The following is a 25542-nucleotide window of genomic DNA, read 5'->3' on the forward strand; positions in this document are numbered from 1 at the left end:
CCCGCGCCGCCCGGGCGGGGCGGGGGGGGGGGCCCGCCCGCCCGCGACGGTATCCTGCGGCGCGGCGACGCGCGCTTCGCGGTGACCCTGCGCACATTCCCCGACCGGCCGGAACTGCCCGTCATCGCCACGGCCATTCAGGAGCAGTTGCGTCTCGTCGGTATCGACGTCCGCGTGGCGGTCGGCAACTCGAGCGACATTCCATTCGCGCACCGCGACGGTACCCTGGCACTGGCGCTATATGCGCGCAACTACGGCGTGGTACCCGACGCGTTCGGGGCCGTCGCGCAGGATTTCGGCGGAGAGGGCGGTGACTGGGGACCCATGGGCTGGCACGCACCGGCCATCGCCAGCGCGCTCGCCGAACTGCCGGCCACCGTGGACACCCGGCAGGCCCAGACCTTGCGTGGGCAAATCGCCGCGGTGCTGCAGCAGGAGCTACCGCTGATTCCCGTGGTCTGGTATCGGCAGACGCTCGCGGCCAACCCGCGCCTCGCCAATGTGTCGATCGATCCGTACGAGCGCACCTACCGTCTGACGCCACTGCAGTGGTCTTCATGAACGAGCAATCCGCTTCCCTTCCCGACGAGGCTTCGTTGCCGGACGCGTCCCCGACCCGCCGCGCATCGGCTGGCGGCCTCGGCCGCGCCGTCGGCCGCATCGTGCTCCAGCGCGGTGTGCAGGCACTGATCGTGGCGGCACTCGTGGGCACGCTGAGCTTCGTGATGATGCGGTTGCTGCCCGGCGACATGGCGTTTCGCGTGGCGGCGGGCCGCTATGGCTACGACATGGTGACTGCCCAGGCCGCGGAGGCCGTGCGCGCCGAACTTGGCCTCGGCCTGCCATGGGCGCAGGCACTGATGCAGTGGTGGCACCGGTTACTGCAGGGCGACCTCGGTCTTTCCGCGGTCACCGGCGCGCCAGTCGTCGCGGAGATCGGCCACCAGCTTGGGCATACGCTCATGCTGGCGATGGCCGCGCTTGCCGTGTCCTGCGCCATCGCGGTGCCGCTGGGCTTTGTCGCGGGCCTGCGCGCCGGTGGCGCGGCCGACCGTGCAACGCTGGTGGCCTCCGTGCTGTTGCGTGCCATGCCGCCGTTCGTACTGGGCATCGTGCTGGTGTCGGTGCTGTCGATCGATTTCGCGCTGATCCCGGCCGCTGGGCCGCACGATCACGGCGGCCTGCTGGCGCCGGCCATCACGCTGGGGCTCGGCCTGTCCGCCACCGCCATGCGCGTGGCGCGCGATGCCATGGCCGCGGTGACATCGTCGGCCTATTTCCGCTTCGCCCAGACCAAGGGACTTGCCGACCGCGACGCGCTGCTGCGGCACGGTGTCCGCAATGCCGCGATTCCGCTGGTCGCCTACCTGGGCGTCCAGCTGGTGTTCCTCGTCGAAGGCGTGGTCGTGATCGAGACGCTATTTGCCTGGCCCGGTATCGGCCACGCGCTCGTGCATGCGATCTTCGGCCGCGATGTGCCCATGATCCAGGGCACCGCGATCGTGATGGGGCTGCTGTTCGTCGTCCTCAATACCGTGGTGGATCTGGCCTGCGCGGGAATCGATCCCCGGCTGCGGTTGCGTCCATGGTCGCGCGGCACCGGCGCGGGGAGCGCGCCGTGACGATGCTTCGCTCTCCGCGCCATCTTTCAGGGCTTGCGCTGCTTGTGCTGCTGGCCGCGTTTGCACTTGCGGGTCCGTGGGTCGCCGGCCGCGCGCCGTTCGAGCAGAACCTGTACGGCATCCTGCAGGCACCGAGTCTGCAGGAACCGCTTGGCACCGATCACCTCGGCCGCAGCATGCTGGCGCGGCTGGCGAGTGCAAGCCGTCTGTCGCTTGGCCTCGCTGTGCTCAGTGTGCTTACTGCCGCGATCCCCGGGACATTGCTGGGTCTGCTGGCCGCCTGGCGAGGCGGCTGGACCGCGCGCACGATCGGCGCTATCGCCGATGCGGTGCTCGCGCTGCCCGGCCTGCTGCTCGTCCTGCTGCTCAGCGCGTTTGCGCCGGGTGCGTTCTGGCCGCTGTATGTCGGCCTGTCGCTCGTGCTGTGGGTCGAGTACTTCCGCGTCACGCGCGCGTCGGCGGCCGTGCAGCTCGCCAGCGAGCATGTGGAGGCCGCGAGGCTGCTTGGCTTCGGGCCGATGCATGTGCTGCGCCATCACGTGCTGCCTGAGCTGCTGCCGCTGCTCGGCACGCTGATGAGCTTCGGCGCGAGTGCCGCGGTGCTTGCGCTGGCCGCGATGGGCTTTGTCGGACTCGGCGCGCAGCCGCCTTCGGCCGAACTCGGCCTGATGATGACCGAACTGCTGCCCTACGCCGCCGAGGCGCCGTGGATCATCGCGAGCCCGATCGTCGTGCTGACGTTGGCCACGCTGACCATGGTGCTGCTTGGCGGCGGCGCAAACCGGAGGCACGCCGCATGACGCCAATGCAGCCATTGCTCGAAGTCGAGGCACTGCATGTGGAAGGTGCCAATGGCCGGTTGCTGGCGCCCGTATCGTTCGCGCTGCACGCCGGCCGCGCCCTCACGCTGCTCGGCGAAAGCGGCTCGGGCAAGAGCGTGCTTGCCCATGCGATCATGGGCACGCTGCCGCGTGGCTTGCGCGCGCATGGCCGCCTCGTGCTGGGTGGCCGCGCTTTCGATGCCGCCGACGGCGCATCGCGCCGCGCGTGCTGGGGCCACGAGATTGCGCTGCTGCCGCAGGAGCCGTGGGGCGCGCTCGATCCGACCATGCGCGTCGGGTCTCAGTTATCGGAAACGCATGCGCTGGTCGCCGGCAAATCGCGTGCCGAGGCATGGTCGCGCACGCTCGACGATCTGCGCACACTGGGTATCGGGGACGCGGCGATGGCATGGCCCATCACGCTGTCCGGCGGCATGGCCCAGCGCGCGGCATTCGCGATCACGCGCGCTGGCGGGGCGCCGGTGCTCATCGTCGACGAACCGACCAAGGGGCTCGATCATGCCTGTCGCGACGAGATCGTTGCGCGACTGCGGCAGGCGCTGGACGCAGGCTGCACGGTCCTTACGATCACCCACGATATCGCTGTCGCACGCGCATTGGGCGGGGATGTCGCGGTGATGCTGGGCGGCGATATCGTCGAACGTGGCGAGGCGCGGACCGTGCTGGCGCAGCCCGCGCACGCGTACACGCGTGCACTGATCGCTGCCGACCCGGAAGCGTGGACGGCCCACGCGGTAGCGGAACCCGGCGAGGAAATTCTCGGTGCCACGCGTCTGGGCAAGCGCTTCGGGCAACGAGCGCTGTTCCGCCACCTCGACCTCACCCTCCATGCGGGCGACCGCGTCGCCGTCACGGGTCCGAGCGGTAGCGGCAAATCGACGCTGGGCAACGTCCTGCTTGGACTGCACGCGGCCGACGAAGGCACGGTCCGCCGCCACACGGCCATCGACCGCGTGCGCTACCAGAAGCTCTATCAGGAACCCACCTCCGCGTTCGCCCCGCGCCGCAGCATCGGCCAGGCGCTGGCCGACCTGTGCAAACTTCATCGCCTCGACGGCGCGCGCATCGCCCCGCTGATGCGGCAGATGCGCCTGCCCGACGCACTGCTCGTGCGCCTGCCCGGCGAAGTCTCCGGCGGCGAACTCCAGCGCTTCGCCCTGCTCCGCGCGCTGCTGCTCGACCCCGTCTTCCTGTTCGCCGACGAACCCACGTCACGACTGGACCCGATCACCCAGAAAGAGGTCATCGACATCCTCATCGGCATGACCCGCGAGCGCGGATGCGCGCTGATGCTCGTCACGCATGATCCGTTCATCGCGGCCAGCGTCGCGATGCGGCGGGTAGAGATGCGGGGTGAGCAGATTTCATGAATCTGCCCAGAATCTACTCAGATCTGAGCGGATTCATTGCAAATCCGCTCAGATTACCTTAATCTGCTCACAAACTGAGCAGATTGAGCCCTAACCATGCAACGTCTTTCTCCTGAACAGGTACTCGACGCGATCGAACGACTCGCCAACGCGGGCAGGAACGAGGTGTCTTCCAGCGAAGTCACGCGCGAGCTTCAAGGAAGTTCGGCCTCGGTCCGCCGACATCTGGAAGCTTTGCTGGCCAATGGCAAGCTGACGCGCACGGGACAGGCCAGAGCCACCCGATATCGCTTGACGGGGTCCTCGCAGGTCGGGGTAGCCAGCCCTATCGCCCGACCTGCCGCCAGCAACGCACCCGCGTCCGATCCGTACGCCCATCCCAACTGGTCGCAGGCATCCCGCGTGTTGCGCGAGCAGTTGAGCGCGCCGCTCGGTGCCAGGGCCCCGGTCACATATCATCGCGGCTTCGTCGATGGATATCGTCCGAACGACAGTTTCCTGCTTCCCCAAGGGCTGGCCGATGAGCTCTATCAACTGGGCCGCCTGACTGACCAGCAACCGGCGGGAACCTACGCGCGCAAGGTCTTCGAGCAATTGCTGGTAGACCTGTCCTGGTCCTCATCCCACCTCGAAGGCAATCGATACACGCTGCTGGCAACGAAGGAACTGTTCGAGCGCGGCGTGGATGGAGACGATGCCGACGCAACCATGCTGCTCAATCACAAGCGCGCGATCGAGTATCTGGTGGAGGGCGTTCCCACTGAAGGCCTGACGATGGCCGTACTCCGGAATCTGCATGCAACGCTGATGGAGGCCCTGCTTGCGAACGACAACGCCCTGGGCGCCATTCGGAGCACCGTCGTCAATATCAGCGACACCGTTTACGTTCCCGCTCAGGTGCCGGCGGTACTGCACGAGATGTTGCAGGCCATCGTCGACAAGGCTCGTCTCATCAAGAACCCGGTCGAAGGCGCGTTTTTCCTCTGGGTCAACGTCGCTTACCTGCAACCTTTCGAGGATGGCAACAAACGCACGAGCCGCCTTGCGGCGAATATTCCCTTGATGCTGTACAACTGCGCACCCCTGTCGTTCCTCGATGTGGATCCGTCGGATTATGCGCAGGCCATGCTCGGCATCTACGAACTCAGAGACACGTCGGCGGCCGTGGATCTCTTCGCATGGACCTACCGCAGATCCATCAGGAAGTACGCCGCGGTGAAAAACTCCTTCGCCGCACCGGACCCGAGGCGCCTTCGCTATCGGCCCGCGCTCGAAGACGCCATCAGAATGGTCGTACTCGATCGCCAGCCCGCCGACGCTGCGATCAGGGCTGTGGAACATACGGAAGACAAGGCTCCGGGCTTCGCCGCCCTGCTCGCTGAAACGCTTCAGTCGCTAGGCGAGTACAACTGCGCGCGGTTTCGCCTCACTTCGAGCGCGACGAAGGAATGGGTCGAGGCGGGACGCCCGATGTAAAGGACCGCAATTAGATCCGTTCCGCCCGCGCCGTCCGGCGGAGCACGTCGGCTGGCACGCCGAATGTTCTGACGAAGGCGCGCCGCATGCGTTCGCGGTCGGCGAAGCCGGTTTCCCGCGCGACCACGTTGATCGTGTGCCGGCCCTGCTCGATCATGAATCGGGCCGCTTCCAGCCGGAGTTGTTCCACTGCCTTGGCCGGAGACTGGCCGGTTTCGGCCTGAAAGGTCCGGCTGAACTGGCGCGGGCTCAGGTTGGCCACGTCCGCGAGTTCCTCGACGGTGAGCGGATTTCGCAGATTGCGGCGGATATGCGCGAAGACCAGTTCGATGCGATCGGACTTCGGGGTCATGTCGAGCAGTGCGGAGTGCTGCATCTGCCCGCCCAGCCGGCGCTGGTTCATCACCAGCAGCCTCGCGACCAGCTTCGCCACGTCGCCGCCCAGATCGTTGTCGAGCAATGCCAGCGCGAGGTCGATGCCGGCGGTCATGCCGGCCGATGTCCACACCGCGCCATCGTTGATGAAGATGCGGTCTTCCTCGGTGAGGACGTCGGGATAGCGCACCCGGAATTCCGACGCATGGGCCCAGTGCATCGTGGCGCGCCTGCCAGCGAGCAGACCCGCTTCGGCCAGCACGAACGCGCCGCTGCAGATCGAGGCGACGCGGCGCGATGTCTTCGCGGCCGCTTTCACGTACCGCACCACTGCCGAGTCCGCTGCCGGCATCTTCACTTCGGTGACCGACCCCACGATCACCGTATCGAACGCGGCGTCGCCGAACGCCTCGGTCTCCAGACGCATACCGCCCGAGGACTCGACCGGCCCACCGTGCTCCGACAGCACATGGACGTCGTAGCAGCGCCCTTTCATCGGTATCTCCGCCAGCTCGAATACCGTGAGCGCTGCAAGGCTCATCATCTGGAACCTGTTCGGGACGACGAATCCAATCCGGTGCATGGCCGCTCTCTTGAATGACGGATGTCATGAATGGTGGCAACAACGACATCATCGTAATGGCTCGCGACACTAAGGTACAAGCACTCGCTGCAGCAAGCAGCCACGTCACGAAAGGAACACCACATGTCGAAAGTCATCCGGGCCGCGGCGGTACAGATCGCACCCGTACTCTACAGCCGCGAAGGCACCGTCGATAAAGTCGTCAGAAAGATTCTGGAACTGGGCAAGCGCGGCGTGCAGTTCGCGACGTTTCCCGAGACGGTCGTCCCGTATTACCCCTACTTCTCCTTTATCGAATCGCCCTTCGCCATGGGTGCCGAGCATTACAAGCTGCTCGAACAGGCCGTGGTCGTCCCGTCGGACACTACCCGAGCCATCGGCGATGCGGCACGGCAGGCCGGCATGGTCGTGTCGATCGGCGTCAACGAGCGCGACGGCGGCACGCTGTACAACACGCAGTTGCTGTTCGATGCCGACGGCACGCTCGTGCAGCGGCGCCGGAAACTCTCACCGACCTACCACGAGAGGATGGTCTGGGGCATGGGCGACGGCTCGGGCCTGCGCGCCGTCGATACCGCCGTGGGCCGCGTGGGTCAGCTCGCCTGCTGGGAGCACTACAACCCGCTCGCCCGCTATGCGCTGATGGCGGACGGCGAGGAGATTCATTCCGCGATGTATCCGGGCTCGTTCGCGGGCGATCTGTTCTCCGAGCAGATCTCGGTCAACATCCGCCAGCATGCGCTGGAAGCGGGCGCCTTCGTCGTCAACGCCACCGCCTGGCTCACGCCCGAACAGCAGCAACAGATCCTGAAGGACACCAACACGACGCAGGTCGGCCCCATCTCCAGCGGCTGCTTTACCGCCATCGTCTCTCCGGAAGGCGAATTCATGGGCGGCGAGCCCCTGCGCGAAGGCGAAGGCGAGGTTATCGCCGATCTCGACTTCTGGCAGATCGACAAGCGCAAACGCATGATGGACTCGCGCGGTCATTACAGCCGCCCCGATGTCCTGGGGCTGGTGATCGATCGCTCGCCAAAGCTGCACGTCACCGAGCGTCTGCTGCGCGCGGCGGACGAAGAACCCGTACGTATCGAGACACTGGCCTGAGGAGCTTGGAAAATGGACTTCAACGATGTCATGCTGGAACGCAACGCCGAGTTTGCAAAGACCGCGTTCGCCCCCGAACTCAAGATGATGCCGTCCACAGGCACCGTGGTGGTCGGTTGTGTCGATCCGCGTGTGGATCCGGCCAACGTACTGGGCCTGAAGCAGGGCGAGGCGGCCGTCATCCGCAATGTCGGCGGTCGCGTGAACAAGCCGCTGCTGGACACGCTCGCCATTCTGGGTGTGGTCGCGAAGGCCGCGGGCCGACCCGATGGCGCGCGCAATCTCGTTTTGCTGCAGCACACGGATTGCGGCATCATCGGCTGCCATCATCACGCGCCCGCGTTGCTCGCGGACCATCTCGGCGTGGAGGCCTCCGGCCTCGACGAACTGGCGGTCACCGATCCGTACAAGGCCGTCGCGCTCGACGTGGCCGCGCTCCGGGCCAATAGCAAGCTGCCCGACAACGTCGTGGTGTCGGGCCTCGTCTACGACGTCAAGACCGGCGAGATTGCGACCGTCGTACCGCCCGCACCACTGCGGGCGCCGAAAGCCTGAAGCTCAATGCGCGTAGACCGCTTCCCAGGTCTTGAACCCCTTGACCTCGATCGGGTTGCCGAACGGGTCGGTGAAGAACATGGTCCACTGTTCGCCCGGCTCGCCTTCGAAGCGCACCTGCGGCGCGAGGACGAATTCGGTACCGGCCGCCGTGAGGCGGTCGGCCAGCGCGCGCCAGTCCGGCAGCAGCAGGATGATCCCGAAATGCGGCATCGGTACCATCGCATTGCCGACGCGCCCCGTGCGGGCGGTGTCGAAGGGCTTGCCGAGGTGTAGCGAGATCTGGTGGCCGAAGAAATCGAAATCGACCCAGGTCTCGGTGCTGCGGCCTTCCTTGCAGCCCAGGACGTCGCCGTAGAAGCGGCGCGCCTCGTCGAGGTTCGTGATGTTGAAGGCGAAGTGGAAAACCGATTGCGCGGGTTGCGTCATGAAGCGTTGAATGCCGATGGAGTGGATGGAAAGCGTCAAGCCGCCGGGCGGCGCCGAAGGACCGCGCCGGCGCGCGCGCCAGTCGCGGCGCCGTCGCGCCATGCGAGCTCGCCATTGACGAGCACGCACACGATGCCGGCGGCCTGTGCCACCGGCTGCTCGAACGTCGCGGTGTCGATGATACGCGCGGCGTCGAACACCGTGATGTCGGCGTAGTTGCCCTCGGCCAGCACGCCACGGCCCTCGAGACCGAAATGGCGCGCCGTCAGGCCGCTCATCTTGTGCACCGCGGTTTCGAGCGGGAACAGCCCGACGTCGCGGCTGTAGTGCCCGAGCACGCGCGGAAACGTGCCCCACAGGCGCGGATGCGGCACGGGATCGTGCGGCAGGCCATCGGAGCCGATCATCGTTTGCGGGAAAGCCAGAATGCGGCGCACGTCGGCCTCATCCATCAGAAAGTAGATGGCGCCGGCCGGTTGCAGCGCGTCGACGGCGTCTTCCGGCGACAGCCCCATCTGCGCGGCGATCGCATCGAGGTCCTGCCCCGCGTACTCGGGATGCGGCTGGGAACGCGTCACGATCACGCGGCTCGACACCGCAAGGCGATCCTTGCGCAGGATCGTCGAACCCGCCTGATAGGGATAGCAGTCGAGGCCGACGCAGTGATGGCGCATCGCCTGCGACAAATGCCCGAGCGTTTCCACCGAGCGGCCATGATTCTTCGGGCCAATCAGCTTGTGATGGGACACCACGGTGCCCGCTTCGGCCGCCGCGCCGATGGTCACGGCCTCGTCGATGGCATCGCAGACTCGATCGCCCTCGTCGCGGATATGGCTCGCATGCACGCCGCCGAAGCCCCGCATCGCCGAAGCCACGCGCGACATCTCGTCGGTGGGCGCCGGCATGGCCGCGGGATAGGCGGCACCCGTGGACATGCCACGTGCGCCCGCCACCATCGCATCGCGCAGCAATGCCTGCATGGCACCGATCTCGGCATCGGTCGCCGCGCGATCGAGCCGGTCCATCACCGCCACGCGCAGCGAGGTATGGCCCACGAGGCATGCCGCATTGACGGCCGGCATCGCGCGCTCGAGTGCATCGAGGTAGTCGCCGAACACCGTATAGCGAAACGCGGACGCCTCTTCGCCGAGCAGATCGAGCGGCGGTGGCACGGTCTGCCCCGGCGTGGCACACCACGGCGCCAGGCTGATGCCGCAGTTGCCGGTGACCACGGTCGTCACGCCCTGGCTGAGTTTGGCCGGCATGAGCGGGTTCTGCATCAGATAGCGGTCATCGTGCGTATGCGCGTCGATAAAGCCGGGCGCCACGATATGCCCGCCCACGTCGAGCTCGACGCGACCGCGCGCGCCGGACAGATCGCCGATCGCCGCGATGCGCTGGCCCTCGATGCCCACGTCCGCATCGAAGCGCGGCGCGCCCGTTCCATCGATCACCGCGCCGCCGCGCAGCACCACGTCGAAGTCCGCCATGATCGTCAGTCCAGCGTCGCGCCGGACATGCGGATCACGCCCGCCCAGATCGGACGCTCCTTGTGCGCGAGGTCGAACAGCGCGCTGCGCGGGCCGGTGGTGACTTCGTACGCCATGTCCGCGAGGCGTGCCTTGAGGGCATCCGAATTGGCTGCCTTGTTGAACGCGCGGTTCAGCATGTCGAGGATCTGCGGATCGACACCGGCCGGCGCGACATAGCCGGTCCATGCCACAGCCTGATAGTCCTTGAGACCGCTCTCCGCCATCGTCGGCAGTTGTGGCAGGCGGCTATCGCGCTCCTTGCCCGTCACGGCCAGCGGCACGACGCTGCCGTTCTTGAGGTATGGAGAGATCGACGTGATGTTCTCGAACACGAGGTCCACCTCGCCGCGCAGCACCGCGAGGTCGGCTTCCGGGCCGCCCTTGTACGGCACATGCGTGATCGACACGCCGGCCATCGACTTGAACATCTCCGCGCTCAGGTGCCCCGTGGTGCCGTTACCGCCCGATGCCACGGCCAGCTTGCCCGGCGCCGCCTTGGCCTTGGCCACGAGTTCGGCCACGCTCTTGACGCCCAGGTCCTTGCGCACGGCCAGCACGTTCTGCACGTAGCCGGTGAGTGCCACCGGCGCAAGCTGCTTGTCCGCGTCGTACGGCAGCTTCTTGTACAGCGACTGGTTGATGGCCAGCGTCGCCACGTTGGCAAACCCGATCGTGTAGCCGTCGGCCGGCGCATTGATGATGGCCTGCGTACCGATGATGCCGGACGCGCCCACGCGGTTCATGACGACGATCTGCTGCCCGATGTCGCGGCCCACGGCTTCGGCGAGCAGACGCGACACGATATCGGGTGTGGTGCCGGCATTGAACGGTACGATCAGCTGGATCGGGCGCTCGGGGTAGGCGGCGAACGCCTGGGCGGACAGCAGCAGCGAGGCGGCGGCAAGCGCCATGCGCGCGAACTTGCGGAACGGGTTGAGGTTGGGAGACATATGATGCGATTCCTGATTCGGCGGGGTTGGCCGCACGTTGGTGGTAATCCGGCGCATGCGCCGGCATGGGCACGGGTTGTCTCAGTTCCCGTGCATCGCGGCCGCAGTGGACTGCAGCATCGTTTGTAGAAGAGGAAGATCGATATTGCCGCCGGACAGCACCACGACGGCATCGCGGCCGGCCAGGTCGATGCGGCCGGCAAGCAGGGCCGCCAGCGCAACGGCGCCGCCGGGTTCGACGAGTAGCCGCAGTTCCTCGAGCGCGAAGCGAATCGCGGCGGCGACTTCCTCGTCGCTGACCGCATGGGCGGCATCGAGGTAACGGCCGTTGATCGCGAAGGGCAGCTCGGCCGGTGTGACGGCCTGCAGCGCGTCGCAGATCGATGCGGCGCCCGCCGCGTTGGTTTCGCGCTGACCGCTGCGCAGCGAACGCACGGTATCGTCGAATGCGGCGGGCTCGGCGGCGACGAGGCGCGTGCCGGGACTGATGGCTTCGATCGCGAGCCCGCAGCCCGCGAGCATGCCGCCGCCGCCGCATGGCGCGGCAAACGTGCCGAGGTTGCGGCGCGCGCCCGATGGCAAGTCCTGCAGCGCTTCCAGCGCCAGCGTGCCCTGTGCCGCGAGCACGTCGGGATGATCGCCGGGCGGCACGAGCGTGCCGCCGGTTTCGTCGAGCAGACGCATTCCGATGGTCTCGCGGCTTTCATGGCGGCGGTCGTAATGCACGACGCGCGCGCCTTGCGCCAGCGCGCGTTCCACCTTGTTGCGCGGCGCATCCACGGGCATCACGATGGTGGCTTCCACACCAAGACGTTTGGCGGCCCATGCGATGGCCTGCCCGTGATTGCCCGTCGAATACGCGATGACGCCGCGCGCCCGCGTGGCATCGTCCATCGCGAGCAAGGCGTTCAACGCGCCGCGCGCCTTGAACGAGCCCGTGACCTGCAGGCACTCGGGCTTGATCCATACCGGCGCGCCGGTCAATGCATCGAGCCGCGCGCTGCGCAGCAGCGGCGTCCGCACGATATGCGGAGCCAGCGCCCCCGCGGCGCGTTCCACATCGGCGAATACGGGCACGCGCATCTCGCCGAGCATCTCGTGATGAATCGTGGCGGGCAGCGCCGGACGGATTGTCGATTGCATCGAGGCCTCCATCATGCGGATGCCGGCGTCCACACGGGCGGCGCCTCGCTGCCCGTCTGCTCGGTAATGCGGCCATAGGCTTCGATGCGGCGATGCTTCTCGAAGTTGAACACCGTGGAGCGGCCCAGCTCGCACAGGTCGAGGTTGCAGTCGGCGACGATCAGTTCGTCGTCCCACGTAGTGGCCTGCGCGAGGATCTCGCCCTGCGGATTGACGATGATCGAGTGGCCGAACAGCTCGTGCCCATCCTCGTTCCCCGCCTTTGCCACCGCCGCGGCGAACGTCGCGTTCTGGTAGCAGCCGGCCTGGATCGAAAGCTGCGAGTGGAACACGCGCAGGTGATGGGCCTCGAACCCGCGGTTCTCCTGATTCATGCTCGGGGTGTTGTAGCCCAGCATGACCAGTTCCACCTGCTGCAGGCCCAGCACGCGCCACGACTCGGGCCAGCGGCGATCGTTGCAGATCATCATGCCGAGGTTCACATCGACGTCGCCGATCGGCGCGCGCTTCACGGGGAAGCCGAGGTTGCCGATCTCGAAGTAGCGCTTCTCCAGATGCTGCACCTTGCGGTGCGTCGCGAACTCGGCGTGGCCCGGCAGATGGACCTTCCGATACTTGAGGATGATTTCGCCCGACGGCGCGATGACGACCGACGTGTTGAACCGGCGCTTGCGCACGATGCCCGTTTCATCGGGCTCGAATGCGATTTCCGCGTAGCCGAGGTAGACGGTCAGCCCATACTTGCGGATCGCATCGAACAGCGGCTGGGTGGCCGGCGACGGCAACTCGGTTTCGTACCAGCCTTCGGCTTCGTCGAGGTCCTCGTGATACCAGCGCGGAAAAAACGTCGTCAGGGCCAGTTCCGGGAAGACGACCGCCTGCGCACCACGTTGGTGTGCGCGTTCGAGCAACCGCACCATGCGGCCAACCGCAACGTCGCGGCCCTCGTGTTTCTGGATCGGGCCAAGCTGGGCGGCGGCTACGGTGATGAGTCGGGTCATGGATCTGGCGTGCGGGGGCATCTGACGTTGAAGGCAGGGCCAGTGTAGGGAGGCCGCCATCGCGCCGAAAGCGCCCGGCCCGCGCGCCGGCAGGCCCTGCCCGGCAAGGGATTCCGGGTGCTCCGGCCTTGCCGCGCAAGGGCTGCCGGCCAGCCGGGGGCGATCTCGCCATCCATGACCCATAACCGTGCGTTATGGGTTTCCGACAAACATTGATGCCGCTTCGGCCGCCGTCGTCGCAAGGCCGCCACACACGCGCGCGTGCTTACCCCGCCTGCCGGTCGAGCAGATGCGTGAGCGTCGCGACGAATCCCTTGGCCAGCGTGGACATCGCCTGCTGGCGCGAGTGGATCAGGTAGATCTTGTGGGCGAGCGCCGGCCGGATCGGCTTGAGCACGATATCGCCGGCCCCCTCGGGGGTGTAGCCGAACGACTCCATCAGCGCGACCCCGACACCTTCGCGCACGAGCGCCATCGCCTCCGGTGTCGAGCGGATCTCGATATCGGGCGCGAGCGTGCCGCGCTCGGACGTGAGGAACCGCGCGGAGAGCCGGCCGAACGGCGTATCGCCGCCGTAGCCGATAAAGGTCGAGCCGCGCAGATCGTCCACGGTCAGCTCGGCGTACTCGGCCAGCGCATGGCCACGCGGCACCGCGCACATGATGTTGCCTTCGCCGATCTCGCGCGCACGCAGCTCCGAGCCTTCCGGCGGCGCCATCGACGCGATGCAGAGGTCCGCATGCCCTTGCGCCACGAACGTCATCAGCGCGTCGGACGGCAATGGCCGGTAGTGCACGCGTACCGACGGATGCCTGTGGCGAAAGCGCTGGATCGCGCGCGGCATCAGCCATTCGCTATAGCTCGGGCTCGACACGATCGAGAGCTTGCCGTCGCCATGCTCGGCGAGACTCGCCGCCACCTCGTTGAAGCGGCGCACCCCATCGAGAATGGGCCGCACCTCGGCAAACAGCCGATGCGCCTCGGGGGTGGGATGCAACCGCCCACGCTCGCGATCGAACAACGCAAAGCGCATGCGCGACTCGATGGTGGCGAGCACGCGGCTGATCGCGGGCTGCGACACGCACAGCATGCGGCCGGCCTCGCTCAGCGAGCCGGCCACCATGATGGCGTGGAAGACCTCGATCTGGCGGAGGTTGAGCGGCGCGGAGGAACTGCGGGCCGGGGTGGGCGGCTGTGAAGGGGAAGGCATGCGAGGGTGCGCTCTGCGGGCGCTTGATCGAGCAGGACGCTTCGTCACGCAAGATTTACGCCACGGCAGTCTTCATCCCGCCCGCGCCGTCAAAGAGGCACCATCGCAAAGTCCTCCTTGCCGACGTCGCACAGCGGGCAGCGCCAGTCATCGGGCACGTCCGCCCATTTCGTGCCGGGCGGAATCCCCTCTTCGGGCACCCCTTCCGCTTCGTCGTAGACCCACCCGCAAAGCAGGCAGACCCATTGCTGGAATTCCGTATCGGCCGATGGCGCGGGCTTGCTCACGGCCTTGCCGGGCGCCCGCACGTCGGCCACGTCGGCCACGTCGGCCACGACGTCCAACGGCATGACGAGCGGCGGCGCGGTATCGGGAAGCTGTTCATCGAGCCGCCGCTGCAACGCCTCGCACAACGCGCGCGCCTCGTCGCGAGAAAGATCGATCCAAAAGGGCTCCCCCGCCGCGTCGTTGAGCCGGCGAGCGGAGAACTGCAATTCGAGAAATGTGCCTTTGGTGTACATGCGGGTGAATCGTCTGAAGTGAGACAGAACGATAAGCCAGCAGGCGCCTGGCAATGCGGGCCGATGCCGTACGAGTCGTACAAAATCGTTGAGGATCTCAACAGATGGCGGTGTTCGCGCGCGCGGGCGACTGGCACGATGGGAGACCACTTTTTGACCAGCACGTTGCGCAAACTGAACTAGGAACGAACATGTCTAAACGCCGTCTTTTCGACGTACTGAACGAAGGGTTCGACGAACTCGCGGCAGCGCGCGCGGGCAACATTGCAGTTCAAGGACGGCCGGTCCGCGCCGTCAAAACCTGTTCCAGGTCCTTCAACGCCGCCGCTGCCGTGGCGAGCGGCTCCTCCGCGTGTGACATCGCCACGGTCTCGCCCATTTCGTCCGACGTGATGCGAATCGCCTTGCTCTTGCCCCCCACATGCGCAAACGGGTCGCCGCGCGGGTAAGTGCGAATGCCGACGCCCGCGCGGATCGTGCCCGCCTCGCGCGTCAACGTGCCGACAAGCTTCGGCGTCAGTCCCGCCGCGCGCCACGCGTCGATGTCATCAGGCGTGACGGAGGCGATGCCCTCGACGGACAGATCGTCCATGGTCAGGTCCGTGCCGAGCCCGAAGTTCGCGAGCAATAGCAGCTTGCAGGCGGTGTCCCACCCTTCCGTGTCGTTGCGGGGATCCGCCTCCGCGAAGCCGCCTGCCTGCGCCTCGCGCAATGCGTCCTCGAACCGAAGGCCCCGCGTCATCATCGCGTCGAGCAGGTAGTTGGTGGTGGCGTTCAATATGCCCTCCACGCGCGTGACGTTGCAGCCCGCGAGGCTGCGTTCGAGCAGATCGATGGTCGGCAGGGCCGCGGCGGCCGCGCCGCTGAGCTTCAGCAACGCGCCCTTGGCGCGCGCCGTCTCGCGCAACGCGCGCCCGCTATGCACCAGGGCGCCCTTCGATATCACGATGGCATCACGGCCGTCCGCCAGCGCCGCGCGGAGGTACGGCAGGCCGGGGCCGCCCGTGCGGAAATCGCTGGGGCCCGCTTCGATCAGGATTTGCGCGCCGCTTGCGAGGAGGAACGCCGGTCCCGACAAGCCCGCTTCCAGCGCGTCCAGATGCCCGGCCTCGAGTCCGCCCGCATCCCTCACACCAGCCCGCGCGCCGCAGACGGCGACCAGGCGGACGTCCGCCCCGTACACCTGACGAAACCGCTCGCGGCGCGAGAGCAGCAGGTTGGCGGTGGCGCGGCCGACGTTGCCGAAGCCTGCGATGGCGATGGGGATCGTGCGCATGGTTGTCATGGGTCAGAACAAGCGATGGCGCGAGTCTGCATCATTCCCCGGAAATTTACTAGACGACTGGTCTATTCTGGGCTACAGTCCAACCCATGACGACTTTGCGCGCCACCGAAACCCACGACACCCGCGAGAGCATTCTTGCCCACGGCCAACGCATCATGGCCGGCAAGGGATTCTCCGCCGTGGGCATCAACGAGGTGCTGTCGGCGGCGGGCGTACCGAAGGGCTCGTTCTATCACTACTTCGGGTCGAAGGACGCGTTCGGCGAGGCGCTGCTCGATAGCTATTTCGAGGAGTATCTGGCCGAACTGGATGCCACGCTGACCGCGCCGGGCCTGAATATGGCGCAGCGCCTGATGAACTACTGGACGTTCTGGAAGGACAACCAGCTGTTCTACGACTGCCAGGGCAAGTGCCTCGCGGTCAAGCTCGCGGCGGAGGTGGCGGATCTTTCCGAGTCCATGCGCCGCGCGCTGATGCGCGGTACGACGGGCATCATCGAGCGTCTGGCGCGCGCCATCGAGGCGGGCGCGGCGGAAGGTTCGCTGTCCATCGACAGTACGCCGCGGGAAGTTGCGACCAGCCTCTATCAACTCTGGCTCGGGGCCAGCGTGATGGTAAAGATCGTGCGGACCCCGCAACCGTTCGAGAACGCGTTGTCGGTTACGCGCGATACGCTGCATATCCGCGCCTGAAACAGGCAAAACAGCCGCACTTCTTCGGAAGTGCTTTTTTTGACTCACTTACTAGACGACCGGTCTAATTTATCTGGAGCACAACATGACGGCATACGTGATCTTCATTCGGGAAACGGTGACCGACGGCGAGGCCCTCGCGCGCTATCGCGAGGGCGCCCGCGCCGCGCGGGCGGGGCATCAGCTCTCGCCCATCGCGTTCTATGGCGCGCACGAGGTACTGGAAGGCGCGCCCGTGGACGGCGTTGCGATCCTGAGTTTCCCGTCCATGGCCGAGGCGCGGGCCTGGTACGACAGCCCCGCGTATCAGGCGGCGCGTCCCCATCGCCTTCAGGGCAGCACCGGCAAGCTGTACCTCGTCGAAGGCGTCGACGCGCAGCCGGCGGCCGGAAACTGAACCCACTGGAGATACCACATGAACACCCATCCGATGTACTTCAAACCCTTGCAACTGGGCCGCCATACGCTGCGCAACCGCATCGTCCTGCCACCGCTGACCCGTCAGCGCGCCGCGCAGCCCGGCGATACCGCGACGGATCTCATGGCCGACTACTATCGCCAGCGCGCGAGCGCCGGCTTCATGGTGACCGAGGGCACGCAGATCGAGCCGCGCGGGCAGGGTTACGCGTGGACGCCTGGCATCTACACCGATGCGCAGATCGAAGGCTGGCGCAAGGTCACCGATGCGGTCCATGCCGAGAACGGTGTCATCTTTGCCCAGCTGTGGCACGTCGGGCGCGTGTCGCACCACGCGCTGCAACCCAACGGCGAGGCCCCCGTGGCGCCCTCCGCCATCGCGCCGCAGAAAGTGAAAGCGTTTATCGAGACTGCGCCCGGCGCGGGCGAACTGGTCGTGCCACCGACCCCGCGGGCGCTCACCGTGCCGGAGATCAAGGAATTGGTCGCGCTCTATGCGCAGGCCGCGCGCAACGCGATCGCGGCCGGCTTCGACGGCGTGGAACTGCATTGCGCCAACGGCTACCTCGTCAATCAGTTCATCTCGGCGCATGCCAATACGCGCACCGACGAATATGGCGGCTCGCTGCAGAACCGCCTGCGCTTCCTGCGCGAGATCGTCGATGCGGTCGCGGAAGCGATCGGCGCCGATCGCATGGGCGTCCGCTTGACGCCGCTGTTCGAGACCACCACGCAGGACCGCGTCTACATCGGCCTCGTCGAGGCGAACCCACATGAGACCTACATCGAAGCGATCCGGATTCTGGAGAACGCGGGCGTTGCCTATCTGTCGATCGCCGAGGCCGACTGGGACAACGCGCCGGACCTCCCGGTGACCTTCCGCCAGGCGGTGCGCGAAACGTATTCGGGGCGTGTCATCTATGCCGGCAAGTACACGGTCGAGCGCGGTGCCCGAATGCTCGAGAGCGGGTTCGCGGACATGATCGCGTTCGGCCGCACGTTCATCGCGAACCCGGACCTGCCCGCGCGCATCGCCAACGGCTGGCCGCTGAATCCGCTCGATGTGGCTACGCTCTATGGCGGCAACGAGAAAGGGTTGACGGACTACCCGACCTTCGGGGAGCGATAAGTCACCAGACGCTGATCAAAGGGCCCTGATGCCGTACGAGTCGTACGGCATCGTTGATGAAATCGACATGGCTCTGCTCTGGATCATGGCGACCTCATACGCTGACGGCTACTCTACGCAGCCCTGCGACCAATGCAAACGGTCCGTTCACGCGAAGAGAACAACGGCATGACATCCAGCTTCCGCGTCTACATTGACGAGTCTGGCGATGAAGGATTCAAGTTCCTGCCTGGCGAGAGAGGCAGTTCTCGTTGGTTTGTGCAATCCGCTACGGTGGTCCGCACCGTCAATGATCTGGCGATGGTGCGACTGATCAAGGACGCGAGGGTGTTGTTGGGCAAGCACCCGAAGGCACCTTTGCACTTTCGCCATCTACGGCATGAGCATCGGGTCCCGTTGGCTCGCCTGATCGGTGAAGCACCGCTACGCCATGCACATGTGCTGGTACACAAGCCATCGATTGCCGATCCGGAGATTTTCCAGCAGGAGGCATTTTCTCTTTATCGTTACACGATCCGGCTCTTGCTTGAGCGAGTGAGTTGGTTGTGCAGGGATACGGTACGCAAGGGGGAAGGAGATGGCAAGGCAGAACTGATCTTCTCCAATCGCTCGGCGATGTCATACCGCGATCTGCACGAGTATATGGTTCGACTTCAACGCGTAAGCGAATGCCGCATTCACTGGCACAGCCTTGATCTGACCCGAGTCGAAGCAGTCAACCATGACCAGCTTGCAGGCCTGCAGATCGCGGACGCCGTGGCGACGAGCACGTACTACGCAGTCAACCGGAGTCAGTACGGCGAAACGGAAGACCGCTATTTGCGTTTGCTTGCGCGCAACCTTTTTCGCGCAAGCAATGGCAACGTGGACGGCTATGGTTTGAAGTTCTGGTGTGGTGACGCCGTGGAGGCGGAGCGTCAGCATGTACTTGCCGCGGTGCGTAACACGTAGCAACAAGCAACTAGAAAGGGACGGTTGCAGGCCCCGGATTCGAGGATCCCACCCATACGGGCTGCCATCTCGCGACGACCTCTACAAGCTCCGCGCTTGCCTGCAACGCCTGCAGTATAAGACCTCTTCCACGTTGGGCGCAATGTGCGTCGACGTGGTTGGTGAGCTTTCAAGTTGACAGCTACACTCTGGAGACAAAGGGACAACCGATGGGGAAACGGAAGGATATCTGCGCCGAACTCATGCACGATCCGGAGTTTCGGGCACGCTACGAGGAGCAGCAAACTCTTCTGCGTAAGCGTCGGCTTTTCGATGCGCTGAAGGATATCGCCGCGGTCTTGGCTCGTCATGGTGCTCCCGTCACGACAATCGGCGACGACTCGGTGGCTCGGGAAATTGCCCGCGCGGGTACGTCGCATCTCAGGATTGCGCGCGAGCGCTTTCAGATGAGCGCCGATCCGAAGAAGCAAAAGCTGGTCGAGTCCAAGTAACGACAACCGTCATGCGCAAGCAGCCGCACTTCATGTGCGGCTTTTTTTTTGCGTTCTGCATTGGGATGTGCAATCCGTATGCCCTTGGTTGCGTCGTTTAGGAACTAGGTATCCGAGTCCGCATGCGTGGAATGTTGGGTTATCAGCTAGTACGTGCGATTTCCAGCCTCGCTTGAAGTTATAACGGAGACGTCGTGGGATGAGCATGATTGGACGACCCATCTTGCAGCGGATGTCTGGGGTCAACGCAAATCGCCCCCAGAAGCCTGCGCGCTCAGGCATGGCGGCATGCATGAGTCGCCCTCAACCTTAACGGTTATAGTGCGAGACACATCCACACTGACCGGAGGTTTCCCCTCATGCTGACGCAGGACACCGCCTTGCAGATCGCCTATGCCGGGCGGCCCGACATGCTGCTGCGCCTGGCGGAATTCGCCAGCAGCTATGCACTGCCCGATAAGCCCGCCCTAATTGTGCAGGCGAGCCCCGAGATCCAGGACGCCGCGCCCCCCTTGGCCGACTCGGCCATCAAGATGGCGTTAAGCCACGGGACAAACCGCCAGGTAGCTTGGTGGGATGGCTTCCACTCCTCTCAGGGCGCCCGCCCGGTCTTCCGCGGCTGGGCGTGCCGAGACGCAAGGAACGATCCGCAATGGGCGCTCGAGATGCATCGCGACGGCTCGTGTATCGCCGGCGTGTGGGCCTTCCCGGACGGCCATCGCGAACCGGCCGGACCTTGCTTGCATGACTTCTATGCGGGCGCCTTCGAGGACTTCGTAAAAATGGCGCTGCGGCTCACCGGCGAATCGCCGCCATCCTATCGGTTGACGGCCACCCTCCTGCACGCGAACCGCTTACCCTTCGTCACCGGCAATGGCGGCTGGTCTCGCACTACCCCAGCGCCACACCTCACTACGCTGCAGTGGCCCCTTCGCACCGTGTCACAACCCGATGCGTGGAACGCCGCCGTCACCGCGATGAATACTGAACTATTCGGCGCATACGGCCTTGTCTACCACCCCGAGTCGCGTTAGTACGGCGGGCCACGCACCGCGTCAGCGGAGACGCTCCACGAACAGTTGCCAGAGCACCTCCGCCGCGCCTTCGGGGGTCAGCTTTGCGTCGTTGCCGGACCATTGCTGCATTTGCTGGCGAAAGTACATCGCCTGATCATCCGCCTCGACATGCAGCATCTCGTTGTAGCTATTGTCCTGGGCATTATCATTGCCGGAGTAGCCAATCTGCGCGCGCCCGCCATAGAGCCGACTGATGCGAACGTAACATCCCGCCACCTTCTTGCCGTCCCGATAGAGGGCGCCGGTAAAGCCCTCGTTGGAAATCGGCCGGAAACGCGCCTCGTAGCCCGGATTGCGCGGCGCCACCTCTTCCATTGAGTTCTCAAAAAAGGCACGGATGTAGGCGAACCCCTCCTCGAGGAACCGATCCCGGTCGATGTCGCTGAACTGCTTGCGTAGCGCAAGCGTGCTTGAACGCGGCCGCGCAGCCGCCACCGGTGTGCTGGCCGGCGTCGCTTGGGCGAGCGGTGCCGTCGCCCCGCTCAGGCTCTCGCGTCGCGGCGCCACCAGTTGTCGCAGCGACTGCACAATGTCCACAAATGCATCATCGTGGGAGGGCCATTTACTGATCGGCTTGCCGTCCTGTGGCAGCGCCTTGAGACGGCCAAACGGCGCTGAGTGCCAGTCACAGGGCCGCACAATCAGAGGAACTACGATGGCGGTGCCCGCCGCGTGCCGTGCCAAGGCGCGGGTCATCTCGATGCCATAGCAGTAATCCGAGGCCATAAAGTCGGCGCTGACCAGCATGAGGATCAGGTCGGCGCCCTCCAGTTCGGCACTGACATAGCAATCGACCTCCCCTCCGGCCGGAATCCGATGGTCGTGCCAAAGGTCAATCAATCCCTGCTTACGTAGGAGGGAGGGGTGTTTTTCGAGTTCGGCACGGTAGGATTCGTCTGCGTGACTATAGGACACAAACGCGCGCGTCATGGCGGCTCCGATGACCAGGGATTTCGCATTCTCGCCAATCCTTGCATGCACCGGCGCGCCGCCACCGCTGTCGGAACCTTTCCAGCGCTCCGGGCGCTGCGGCGAAGTGAGTCGAAGCCGCGCACCAGAGACTGCGATGATCCGCGCCAGATCACGGCCGGGAGGCGGAGTGAGGAAAGGTATGCGTTCATACAATCGGAGGGGTCTATTACATGATCGAGAAGATCGACATCGAGAATTTCGGGTGCTATGCCAATTTCGTTTGGAACAAAGCAGTCAGGGATCCGGGCAACAACGTTGCCAAATTCAAGAAGCTCAACGTCCTGTACGGTCGCAACTATTCTGGCAAGACCACGCTCTCGCGTATCGTCCGCGCCCTAGAGACTGGCTCGATATCGCCTCGCTATGCCGGGCCGGCGTTCCAGGTAACGCTGTCTGGTGGCGTCTTGTCTCACCACAATATTCCCACCCCTGCCCACACGGTACGCGTCTACAACAAGGATTTCGTCGATGAGCACTTAGCGTTCCTGCGCGATGAGACCGGCCACATTTCACCCTTTGCCGTGCTGGGCCAGCAAAACAAGGAACTCGAAGCGCAAATCGACGCCTTGGAGAAGGAACTGGGCAGCGTCGAGTCGCAGACGGGTCTGCGGCACGACTTTCAAGTCAAGAAGGTAGCGCATGCTAACAAGCTCAAGCTGGCTAGCGATGCGGCCGAAGGCCTCGAACGGTTGCTTGTCGACAAGGCCAATCGACGCCCGACTGGCATCAAGCACAACCCGCTGTATCGAGACGCGACGTATGACATTCGTAAGCTCAAGCTCGATATCAAATCCGTGAAGGATGGCAGCCTTGCGCCCCTAGCCGAGGAGGACAAGAAAGCGCTGATCGCGCTACTCGGCGAAGCTCCGCTGCCCGACGTCCGGCTCTTACCGTCGTTCAATCCATCGCTCGCGGCGCTCGGTGCCACGACCAACAAGTTGATCACCAAGAAGATCCAGCCAAGCGCGCCGCTCCAGGAGCTGCTGAACAATGCCGTCCTGCAAAGTTGGGTGAAAGCCGGTATCGGCCTCCACCGCGATACGCGAACGACTTGCGGATTCTGTGGCACGCCTCTTCCGGCAGCGTTGTGGGATACGTTGGGCGGCCACTTCAATCAGGAATCGGCCGACCTCGACAGTCAAATCACTGCGGTGTTAGGCGAGATTTGGAAAGAGCGCGGTCGCATCGACACCCTGCTTCTAATCAGCCCCGAAGCCTTTTACGCATCGCATCGGGCGCGCTTTGACGAGCTGGCGCGCACGTTGCAGGAACTCCTTGATCACTACCGAGCCAGCCTGCTCGCACTGGAGACCGAGCTGACCGCGCGCCGCGACAATATCTTTGTCGAGCGACTGCCTCACGACGCCTTGGATCCGTCACCGTCGATTGTGGAAGCAATCGCCGCCATCAACGTGCTGATCGACCTGAATAATCAGGCAACCGCATCGTTGGCAGACACACAGGCAGTTGCGCGCACTGAACTTCGTCTAGGTGAGATTGCGCAGTTCGTGGCGGATATTGGCCTCGCGGCGGAGGAAGATCGAATCCGTGGGCTGTCGGCCGATGCGAGCACGGCCAAGGCCGAGCGTGATGCAATCGAAACAGAGGGCAAGCAACGCAGTGAAAAGATCGCTCACCTGAAAACCCAGCTTCGCGATGAGCGCCGGGGCGCCGAGCAGGTCAACCGATATCTTGGCCACTTTCTTGGACATGGTGGCTTGCGGTTGTCGGCCTTGGAAGCGGAAGGCTCGACCACGTATCGGTTCCAAATCATGCGCGGGGAGCACGCAGCGTACAACCTCAGTGAGGGGGAATGCAGCTTGGTGGCGTTCTGCTACTTTCTTGCCAAGCTCAAGGATGTCGACACCGAGGGTAAGAAACTAATCGTCTATATCGACGACCCGATCTCGAGCCTGGACAGCAACCATATCTTCTTCGTTTTCAGCTTGATCGAGACTTACCTCGCAAAGCCGCTCGAAGACAACGATGGCAATGTCCTCAAGGACGCCAACGCCAAGCCGAAATATCGGTACGAGCAGCTGTTCATCTCTACTCACAATCTCGAATTTCTGAAGTACTTGAAGCGGCTAACGAAGCCCGGGAAGGACAATGAGAGCTTCCTTATCGCGCGCAAGGACTCATCCAGCGCAATCGGGCTGATGCCGCATTACCTGCGCAACTACGTGACTGAGCTGAACTATTTGTTCGGTGAGATTTTTTGCTGCGCAGATGATGCCAATGCCACGGACCAGTTCCATAGCTTCTACAATTTCGGCAACAATCTACGGAAGTTTCTCGAGGCCTTTCTCTTCTTCAAGTATCCCTCTGCCCGGAACGACCGCGCCGATCATGATGAACGCGTCAGACTATTTTTTGGTGACGGCTCCAATACGGAGGCCTTCGTCCAGCGACTCATCAATGAGTTTTCGCATCTGGGCGAATTCATCGATCGGAGCACGCAGCCAATCGATTGCACGGAGATTGCGTCCCTCGCAAAGTTTGTGCTGAAGAAGATTCGCGACAACGATCGCCAACAGTTTGATCACTTTCTGCTCAGCATCGAAAGATCGGATCCCTTTGCTCAAGCCTGAGCGGTCTTCGTCCGAAGCTTGAGTCGTAATTGATCAACTCCGGATACGCATGCACGTTCGAGTCGCACGTGCAGCGGAAAATATTGGCGGCGCTTCGGCACGAGAGCCACGCAGCGGCCCACGCTGGTGTCCACACCGAACACAAGCCGTAAGCGATTGGTGCATTGAACACCGCGCATCAATCGCTTACGGCTACGCCAACCGGCGACTTAGCCCACCATTGCTCGCAATTCCAGGGCCTATATCGGATGCGCTGGCCGTAAGGGCCGTTCTGCGCAACGCGGCATAAAGCGTCGCCTTGACATCGCCGCCACACTCGAGCAACGACCGGCGTCCGTACGAGAACCGTCTTGCTACCGCGGCGTGCGTCGCTTCCGCCATCGCATCGACACGGGAGCATTCCCTGTGCGAGCGCCAGCAGAAGAACACCATTCGATAAATCCCACGGAGGTCCCGCCGCCCCGAAATCGGCCACTGGCCGGATCCGAGTCGTCCGGTGTAGCCATTAACTTTGAGACATGACAACAGCAGCGCCCCCCCGCGACACCCCGTCGCACCCCTGTACTTTTCCCTCTCTTTCGTTCTAAACTTTCACAAACTTCTGAAAATTGAAAACGAACCGCCCCCCTATGTCCCCTGCCGTCCCGATGCAACTGTCTCCGCTGGTCCAACGATTCGTCCTGCATTTCGGCGAGATGGGCAGTCGATGGGGGATCAACCGGACCGTGGGGCAGATCTACGCGCTGCTGTTCACCGCCTCCCGGCCGCTCAATGCGGACGAGATTGCCGAGGCGCTCTCGTTTTCGCGGTCCAACGTGAGTATCGGGCTCAAGGAGCTCGAGTCGTGGAATCTCGTGCGGTTGTCGCATCAGCCTGGTGACCGGCGCGAGTACTACTCCGCGCCCGACGACGTCTGGGCGATCTTTCGGACGCTGGCCGAGGAGCGGCGCCGGCGCGAGATCGACCCGACGCTGTCGATGCTGCGCGACGTCCAGCTGGAGTCGCCGTCCTCGGCCGAGGATCGCCATGCGCAGGCGCGCATGAAGGAAATGTATGGCCTCATCGTGCTCGTCACCGGCTGGATGGGTGACATGCAGAAGCTCGACGTCGCCACGCTCGAAAAACTGATGCGGCTGGGTTCGCGCGTGACCAAGCTGCTCGAGGTGAAGGACCGCATTGCGTCCGCCGCCAAGTCCACGCGCGCCAAGAAGGAATAAAGGCC

Annotated in this window: 24 protein-coding genes and 1 pseudogene; 15 read left to right on the top strand and 10 right to left on the bottom strand. The window is 64.5% G+C overall.

All coding sequences use genetic code 11. The features are described from left to right. From AAHB16_RS30190 to AAHB16_RS30210, 5 genes and pseudogenes are all read left to right on the top strand, one after another. Positions 1 to 561: pseudogene (locus tag AAHB16_RS30190) on the top strand (ABC transporter substrate-binding protein); the annotation flags it as partial. Next, complete coding sequence (locus AAHB16_RS30195) at positions 558 to 1622, top strand: ABC transporter permease (RefSeq protein WP_342052707.1); 1065 nt, start codon at positions 558 to 560, stop codon at positions 1620 to 1622. The pseudogene AAHB16_RS30190 and the gene AAHB16_RS30195, both read left to right, overlap by 4 nt. A gap of 2 nt (positions 1623 to 1624) precedes the next feature. Then, entirely contained in the window at positions 1625 to 2422 is a 798-nt protein-coding gene (locus AAHB16_RS30200) for an ABC transporter permease (protein ID WP_342052730.1), read from the top strand. Continuing rightward, positions 2419 to 3834: an ABC transporter ATP-binding protein gene (locus tag AAHB16_RS30205; protein ID WP_342052708.1), complete on the top strand. Its 1416-nt coding sequence runs from the start codon at positions 2419 to 2421 to the stop codon at positions 3832 to 3834. Before AAHB16_RS30200 ends, AAHB16_RS30205 begins: the two co-directional genes overlap by 4 nt. Before the next feature lie 96 nt (positions 3835 to 3930). Continuing rightward, entirely contained in the window at positions 3931 to 5310 is a 1380-nt protein-coding gene (locus AAHB16_RS30210) for a Fic family protein (RefSeq protein WP_150376508.1), read from the top strand. A 10-nt stretch (positions 5311 to 5320) separates the two neighbouring features. Here AAHB16_RS30210 and AAHB16_RS30215 read toward each other — a convergent pair whose 3' ends face one another. Beyond that, positions 5321 to 6268, bottom strand: a complete 948-nt coding sequence (locus AAHB16_RS30215; protein WP_342052709.1) for a GlxA family transcriptional regulator — start codon at positions 6266 to 6268, stop codon at positions 5321 to 5323. Positions 6269 to 6391: 123 nt separating this feature from the next. On the opposite strand from AAHB16_RS30215, the gene AAHB16_RS30220 reads away from it, so the two are divergent. Both AAHB16_RS30220 and AAHB16_RS30225 read left to right on the top strand, forming a co-directional pair. Next, positions 6392 to 7375, top strand: a complete 984-nt coding sequence (locus AAHB16_RS30220) for a nitrilase-related carbon-nitrogen hydrolase (protein ID WP_342052710.1) — start codon at positions 6392 to 6394, stop codon at positions 7373 to 7375. A gap of 12 nt (positions 7376 to 7387) precedes the next feature. Further along, positions 7388 to 7930 carry a carbonic anhydrase gene (locus tag AAHB16_RS30225; protein ID WP_342052711.1) on the top strand — a complete coding sequence of 181 codons (543 nt, stop codon included), beginning with the start codon at positions 7388 to 7390 and terminating at the stop codon, positions 7928 to 7930. A gap of 3 nt (positions 7931 to 7933) precedes the next feature. On the opposite strand, the gene AAHB16_RS30230 is transcribed toward AAHB16_RS30225, so the two are convergent. The 8 genes from AAHB16_RS30230 to AAHB16_RS30265 all read right to left on the bottom strand — a co-directional run bounded on the left by AAHB16_RS30230 (position 7934) and on the right by AAHB16_RS30265 (position 15992). Then, positions 7934 to 8359, bottom strand: a complete 426-nt coding sequence (locus tag AAHB16_RS30230; RefSeq protein ID WP_342052731.1) for a VOC family protein — start codon at positions 8357 to 8359, stop codon at positions 7934 to 7936. Between the two features lie 35 nt (positions 8360 to 8394). Continuing rightward, positions 8395 to 9849 carry an N-acyl-D-amino-acid deacylase family protein gene (locus AAHB16_RS30235; protein ID WP_342052712.1) on the bottom strand — a complete coding sequence of 485 codons (1455 nt, stop codon included), beginning with the start codon at positions 9847 to 9849 and terminating at the stop codon, positions 8395 to 8397. Between the two features lie 5 nt (positions 9850 to 9854). Beyond that, entirely contained in the window at positions 9855 to 10841 is a 987-nt protein-coding gene (locus tag AAHB16_RS30240; RefSeq protein ID WP_223851612.1) for a Bug family tripartite tricarboxylate transporter substrate binding protein, read from the bottom strand. Between the two features lie 81 nt (positions 10842 to 10922). Next, positions 10923 to 11984, bottom strand: coding sequence for a threonine ammonia-lyase (locus AAHB16_RS30245; RefSeq protein WP_342052713.1), 1062 nt, complete (start codon positions 11982 to 11984; stop codon positions 10923 to 10925). An 11-nt stretch (positions 11985 to 11995) separates the two neighbouring features. Then, positions 11996 to 12985 carry an N-carbamoyl-D-amino-acid hydrolase gene (locus AAHB16_RS30250; RefSeq protein ID WP_150376500.1) on the bottom strand — a complete coding sequence of 330 codons (990 nt, stop codon included), beginning with the start codon at positions 12983 to 12985 and terminating at the stop codon, positions 11996 to 11998. A 265-nt stretch (positions 12986 to 13250) separates the two neighbouring features. After that, positions 13251 to 14195 carry a LysR substrate-binding domain-containing protein gene (locus AAHB16_RS30255; RefSeq protein ID WP_342052714.1) on the bottom strand — a complete coding sequence of 315 codons (945 nt, stop codon included), beginning with the start codon at positions 14193 to 14195 and terminating at the stop codon, positions 13251 to 13253. A gap of 89 nt (positions 14196 to 14284) precedes the next feature. Further along, positions 14285 to 14716 (bottom strand): rubredoxin, encoded by a 432-nt coding sequence (locus tag AAHB16_RS30260; protein ID WP_342052715.1) that lies wholly within the window; start codon positions 14714 to 14716, stop codon positions 14285 to 14287. Between the two features lie 271 nt (positions 14717 to 14987). Beyond that, positions 14988 to 15992: a homoserine dehydrogenase gene (locus AAHB16_RS30265; protein ID WP_342052716.1), complete on the bottom strand. Its 1005-nt coding sequence runs from the start codon at positions 15990 to 15992 to the stop codon at positions 14988 to 14990. Positions 15993 to 16096: 104 nt separating this feature from the next. On the opposite strand from AAHB16_RS30265, the gene AAHB16_RS30270 reads away from it, so the two are divergent. The 6 genes from AAHB16_RS30270 (at position 16097) to AAHB16_RS30295 (ending at position 20715) form a co-directional block, all read left to right on the top strand. Further along, positions 16097 to 16693 (top strand): TetR/AcrR family transcriptional regulator, encoded by a 597-nt coding sequence (locus AAHB16_RS30270; protein WP_446718150.1) that lies wholly within the window; start codon positions 16097 to 16099, stop codon positions 16691 to 16693. 85 nt (positions 16694 to 16778) lie between these two features. Continuing rightward, positions 16779 to 17090 carry a DUF1330 domain-containing protein gene (locus tag AAHB16_RS30275; RefSeq protein ID WP_342052718.1) on the top strand — a complete coding sequence of 104 codons (312 nt, stop codon included), beginning with the start codon at positions 16779 to 16781 and terminating at the stop codon, positions 17088 to 17090. A gap of 18 nt (positions 17091 to 17108) precedes the next feature. Further along, positions 17109 to 18239, top strand: coding sequence for an alkene reductase (locus AAHB16_RS30280; RefSeq protein ID WP_342052719.1), 1131 nt, complete (start codon positions 17109 to 17111; stop codon positions 18237 to 18239). Between the two features lie 168 nt (positions 18240 to 18407). Continuing rightward, complete coding sequence (locus tag AAHB16_RS30285; RefSeq protein ID WP_342052720.1) at positions 18408 to 19190, top strand: DUF3800 domain-containing protein; 783 nt, start codon at positions 18408 to 18410, stop codon at positions 19188 to 19190. Positions 19191 to 19432: 242 nt separating this feature from the next. Further along, positions 19433 to 19681, top strand: a complete 249-nt coding sequence (locus tag AAHB16_RS30290; RefSeq protein ID WP_342052721.1) for a hypothetical protein — start codon at positions 19433 to 19435, stop codon at positions 19679 to 19681. Between the two features lie 359 nt (positions 19682 to 20040). Further along, a complete protein-coding gene (locus AAHB16_RS30295) occupies positions 20041 to 20715 on the top strand; it encodes a hypothetical protein (protein WP_342052722.1) in 675 nt (224 codons plus the stop codon). Between the two features lie 21 nt (positions 20716 to 20736). Here the strand turns inward: AAHB16_RS30295 and AAHB16_RS30300 are convergent, their stop codons facing one another. Further along, entirely contained in the window at positions 20737 to 21687 is a 951-nt protein-coding gene (locus tag AAHB16_RS30300) for a toll/interleukin-1 receptor domain-containing protein (protein WP_342052723.1), read from the bottom strand. Positions 21688 to 21899: 212 nt separating this feature from the next. Here AAHB16_RS30300 and AAHB16_RS30305 point away from each other — a divergent pair, with 212 nt between their 5' ends. Next, entirely contained in the window at positions 21900 to 24320 is a 2421-nt protein-coding gene (locus AAHB16_RS30305) for an AAA family ATPase (protein WP_342052724.1), read from the top strand. A gap of 647 nt (positions 24321 to 24967) precedes the next feature. Beyond that, positions 24968 to 25537 (top strand): GbsR/MarR family transcriptional regulator, encoded by a 570-nt coding sequence (locus AAHB16_RS30310; protein ID WP_150377511.1) that lies wholly within the window; start codon positions 24968 to 24970, stop codon positions 25535 to 25537. Positions 25538 to 25542 lie beyond the last annotated feature (5 nt).

Source organism: Cupriavidus sp. OTU4054 (genome assembly GCF_038440175.1).
GTDB lineage: Bacteria > Pseudomonadota > Gammaproteobacteria > Burkholderiales > Burkholderiaceae > Cupriavidus > Cupriavidus pauculus_D.

Bases quoted from the DNA above. Each gene is read 5' to 3' on its own strand.
- AAHB16_RS30195 (WP_342052707.1), top strand. From the start codon at position 558: ATGAACGAGCAATCCGCTTCCCTTCCCGACGAGGCTTCGTTGCCGGAC.
- AAHB16_RS30200 (WP_342052730.1), top strand. From the start codon at position 1,625: ATGCTTCGCTCTCCGCGCCATCTTTCAGGGCTTGCGCTGCTTGTGCTG.
- AAHB16_RS30205 (WP_342052708.1), top strand. From the start codon at position 2,419: ATGACGCCAATGCAGCCATTGCTCGAAGTCGAGGCACTGCATGTGGAA.
- AAHB16_RS30210 (WP_150376508.1), top strand. From the start codon at position 3,931: ATGCAACGTCTTTCTCCTGAACAGGTACTCGACGCGATCGAACGACTC.
- AAHB16_RS30215 (WP_342052709.1), bottom strand. From the start codon at position 6,268: ATGCACCGGATTGGATTCGTCGTCCCGAACAGGTTCCAGATGATGAGC.
- AAHB16_RS30220 (WP_342052710.1), top strand. From the start codon at position 6,392: ATGTCGAAAGTCATCCGGGCCGCGGCGGTACAGATCGCACCCGTACTC.
- AAHB16_RS30225 (WP_342052711.1), top strand. From the start codon at position 7,388: ATGGACTTCAACGATGTCATGCTGGAACGCAACGCCGAGTTTGCAAAG.
- AAHB16_RS30230 (WP_342052731.1), bottom strand. From the start codon at position 8,359: ATGACGCAACCCGCGCAATCGGTTTTCCACTTCGCCTTCAACATCACG.
- AAHB16_RS30235 (WP_342052712.1), bottom strand. From the start codon at position 9,849: ATGGCGGACTTCGACGTGGTGCTGCGCGGCGGCGCGGTGATCGATGGA.
- AAHB16_RS30240 (WP_223851612.1), bottom strand. From the start codon at position 10,841: ATGTCTCCCAACCTCAACCCGTTCCGCAAGTTCGCGCGCATGGCGCTT.
- AAHB16_RS30245 (WP_342052713.1), bottom strand. From the start codon at position 11,984: ATGCAATCGACAATCCGTCCGGCGCTGCCCGCCACGATTCATCACGAG.
- AAHB16_RS30250 (WP_150376500.1), bottom strand. From the start codon at position 12,985: ATGACCCGACTCATCACCGTAGCCGCCGCCCAGCTTGGCCCGATCCAG.
- AAHB16_RS30255 (WP_342052714.1), bottom strand. From the start codon at position 14,195: ATGCCTTCCCCTTCACAGCCGCCCACCCCGGCCCGCAGTTCCTCCGCG.
- AAHB16_RS30260 (WP_342052715.1), bottom strand. From the start codon at position 14,716: ATGTACACCAAAGGCACATTTCTCGAATTGCAGTTCTCCGCTCGCCGG.
- AAHB16_RS30265 (WP_342052716.1), bottom strand. From the start codon at position 15,992: ATGCGCACGATCCCCATCGCCATCGCAGGCTTCGGCAACGTCGGCCGC.
- AAHB16_RS30275 (WP_342052718.1), top strand. From the start codon at position 16,779: ATGACGGCATACGTGATCTTCATTCGGGAAACGGTGACCGACGGCGAG.
- AAHB16_RS30280 (WP_342052719.1), top strand. From the start codon at position 17,109: ATGAACACCCATCCGATGTACTTCAAACCCTTGCAACTGGGCCGCCAT.
- AAHB16_RS30285 (WP_342052720.1), top strand. From the start codon at position 18,408: ATGACATCCAGCTTCCGCGTCTACATTGACGAGTCTGGCGATGAAGGA.
- AAHB16_RS30290 (WP_342052721.1), top strand. From the start codon at position 19,433: ATGCACGATCCGGAGTTTCGGGCACGCTACGAGGAGCAGCAAACTCTT.
- AAHB16_RS30295 (WP_342052722.1), top strand. From the start codon at position 20,041: ATGCTGACGCAGGACACCGCCTTGCAGATCGCCTATGCCGGGCGGCCC.
- AAHB16_RS30300 (WP_342052723.1), bottom strand. From the start codon at position 21,687: ATGACGCGCGCGTTTGTGTCCTATAGTCACGCAGACGAATCCTACCGT.
- AAHB16_RS30305 (WP_342052724.1), top strand. From the start codon at position 21,900: ATGATCGAGAAGATCGACATCGAGAATTTCGGGTGCTATGCCAATTTC.
- AAHB16_RS30310 (WP_150377511.1), top strand. From the start codon at position 24,968: ATGCAACTGTCTCCGCTGGTCCAACGATTCGTCCTGCATTTCGGCGAG.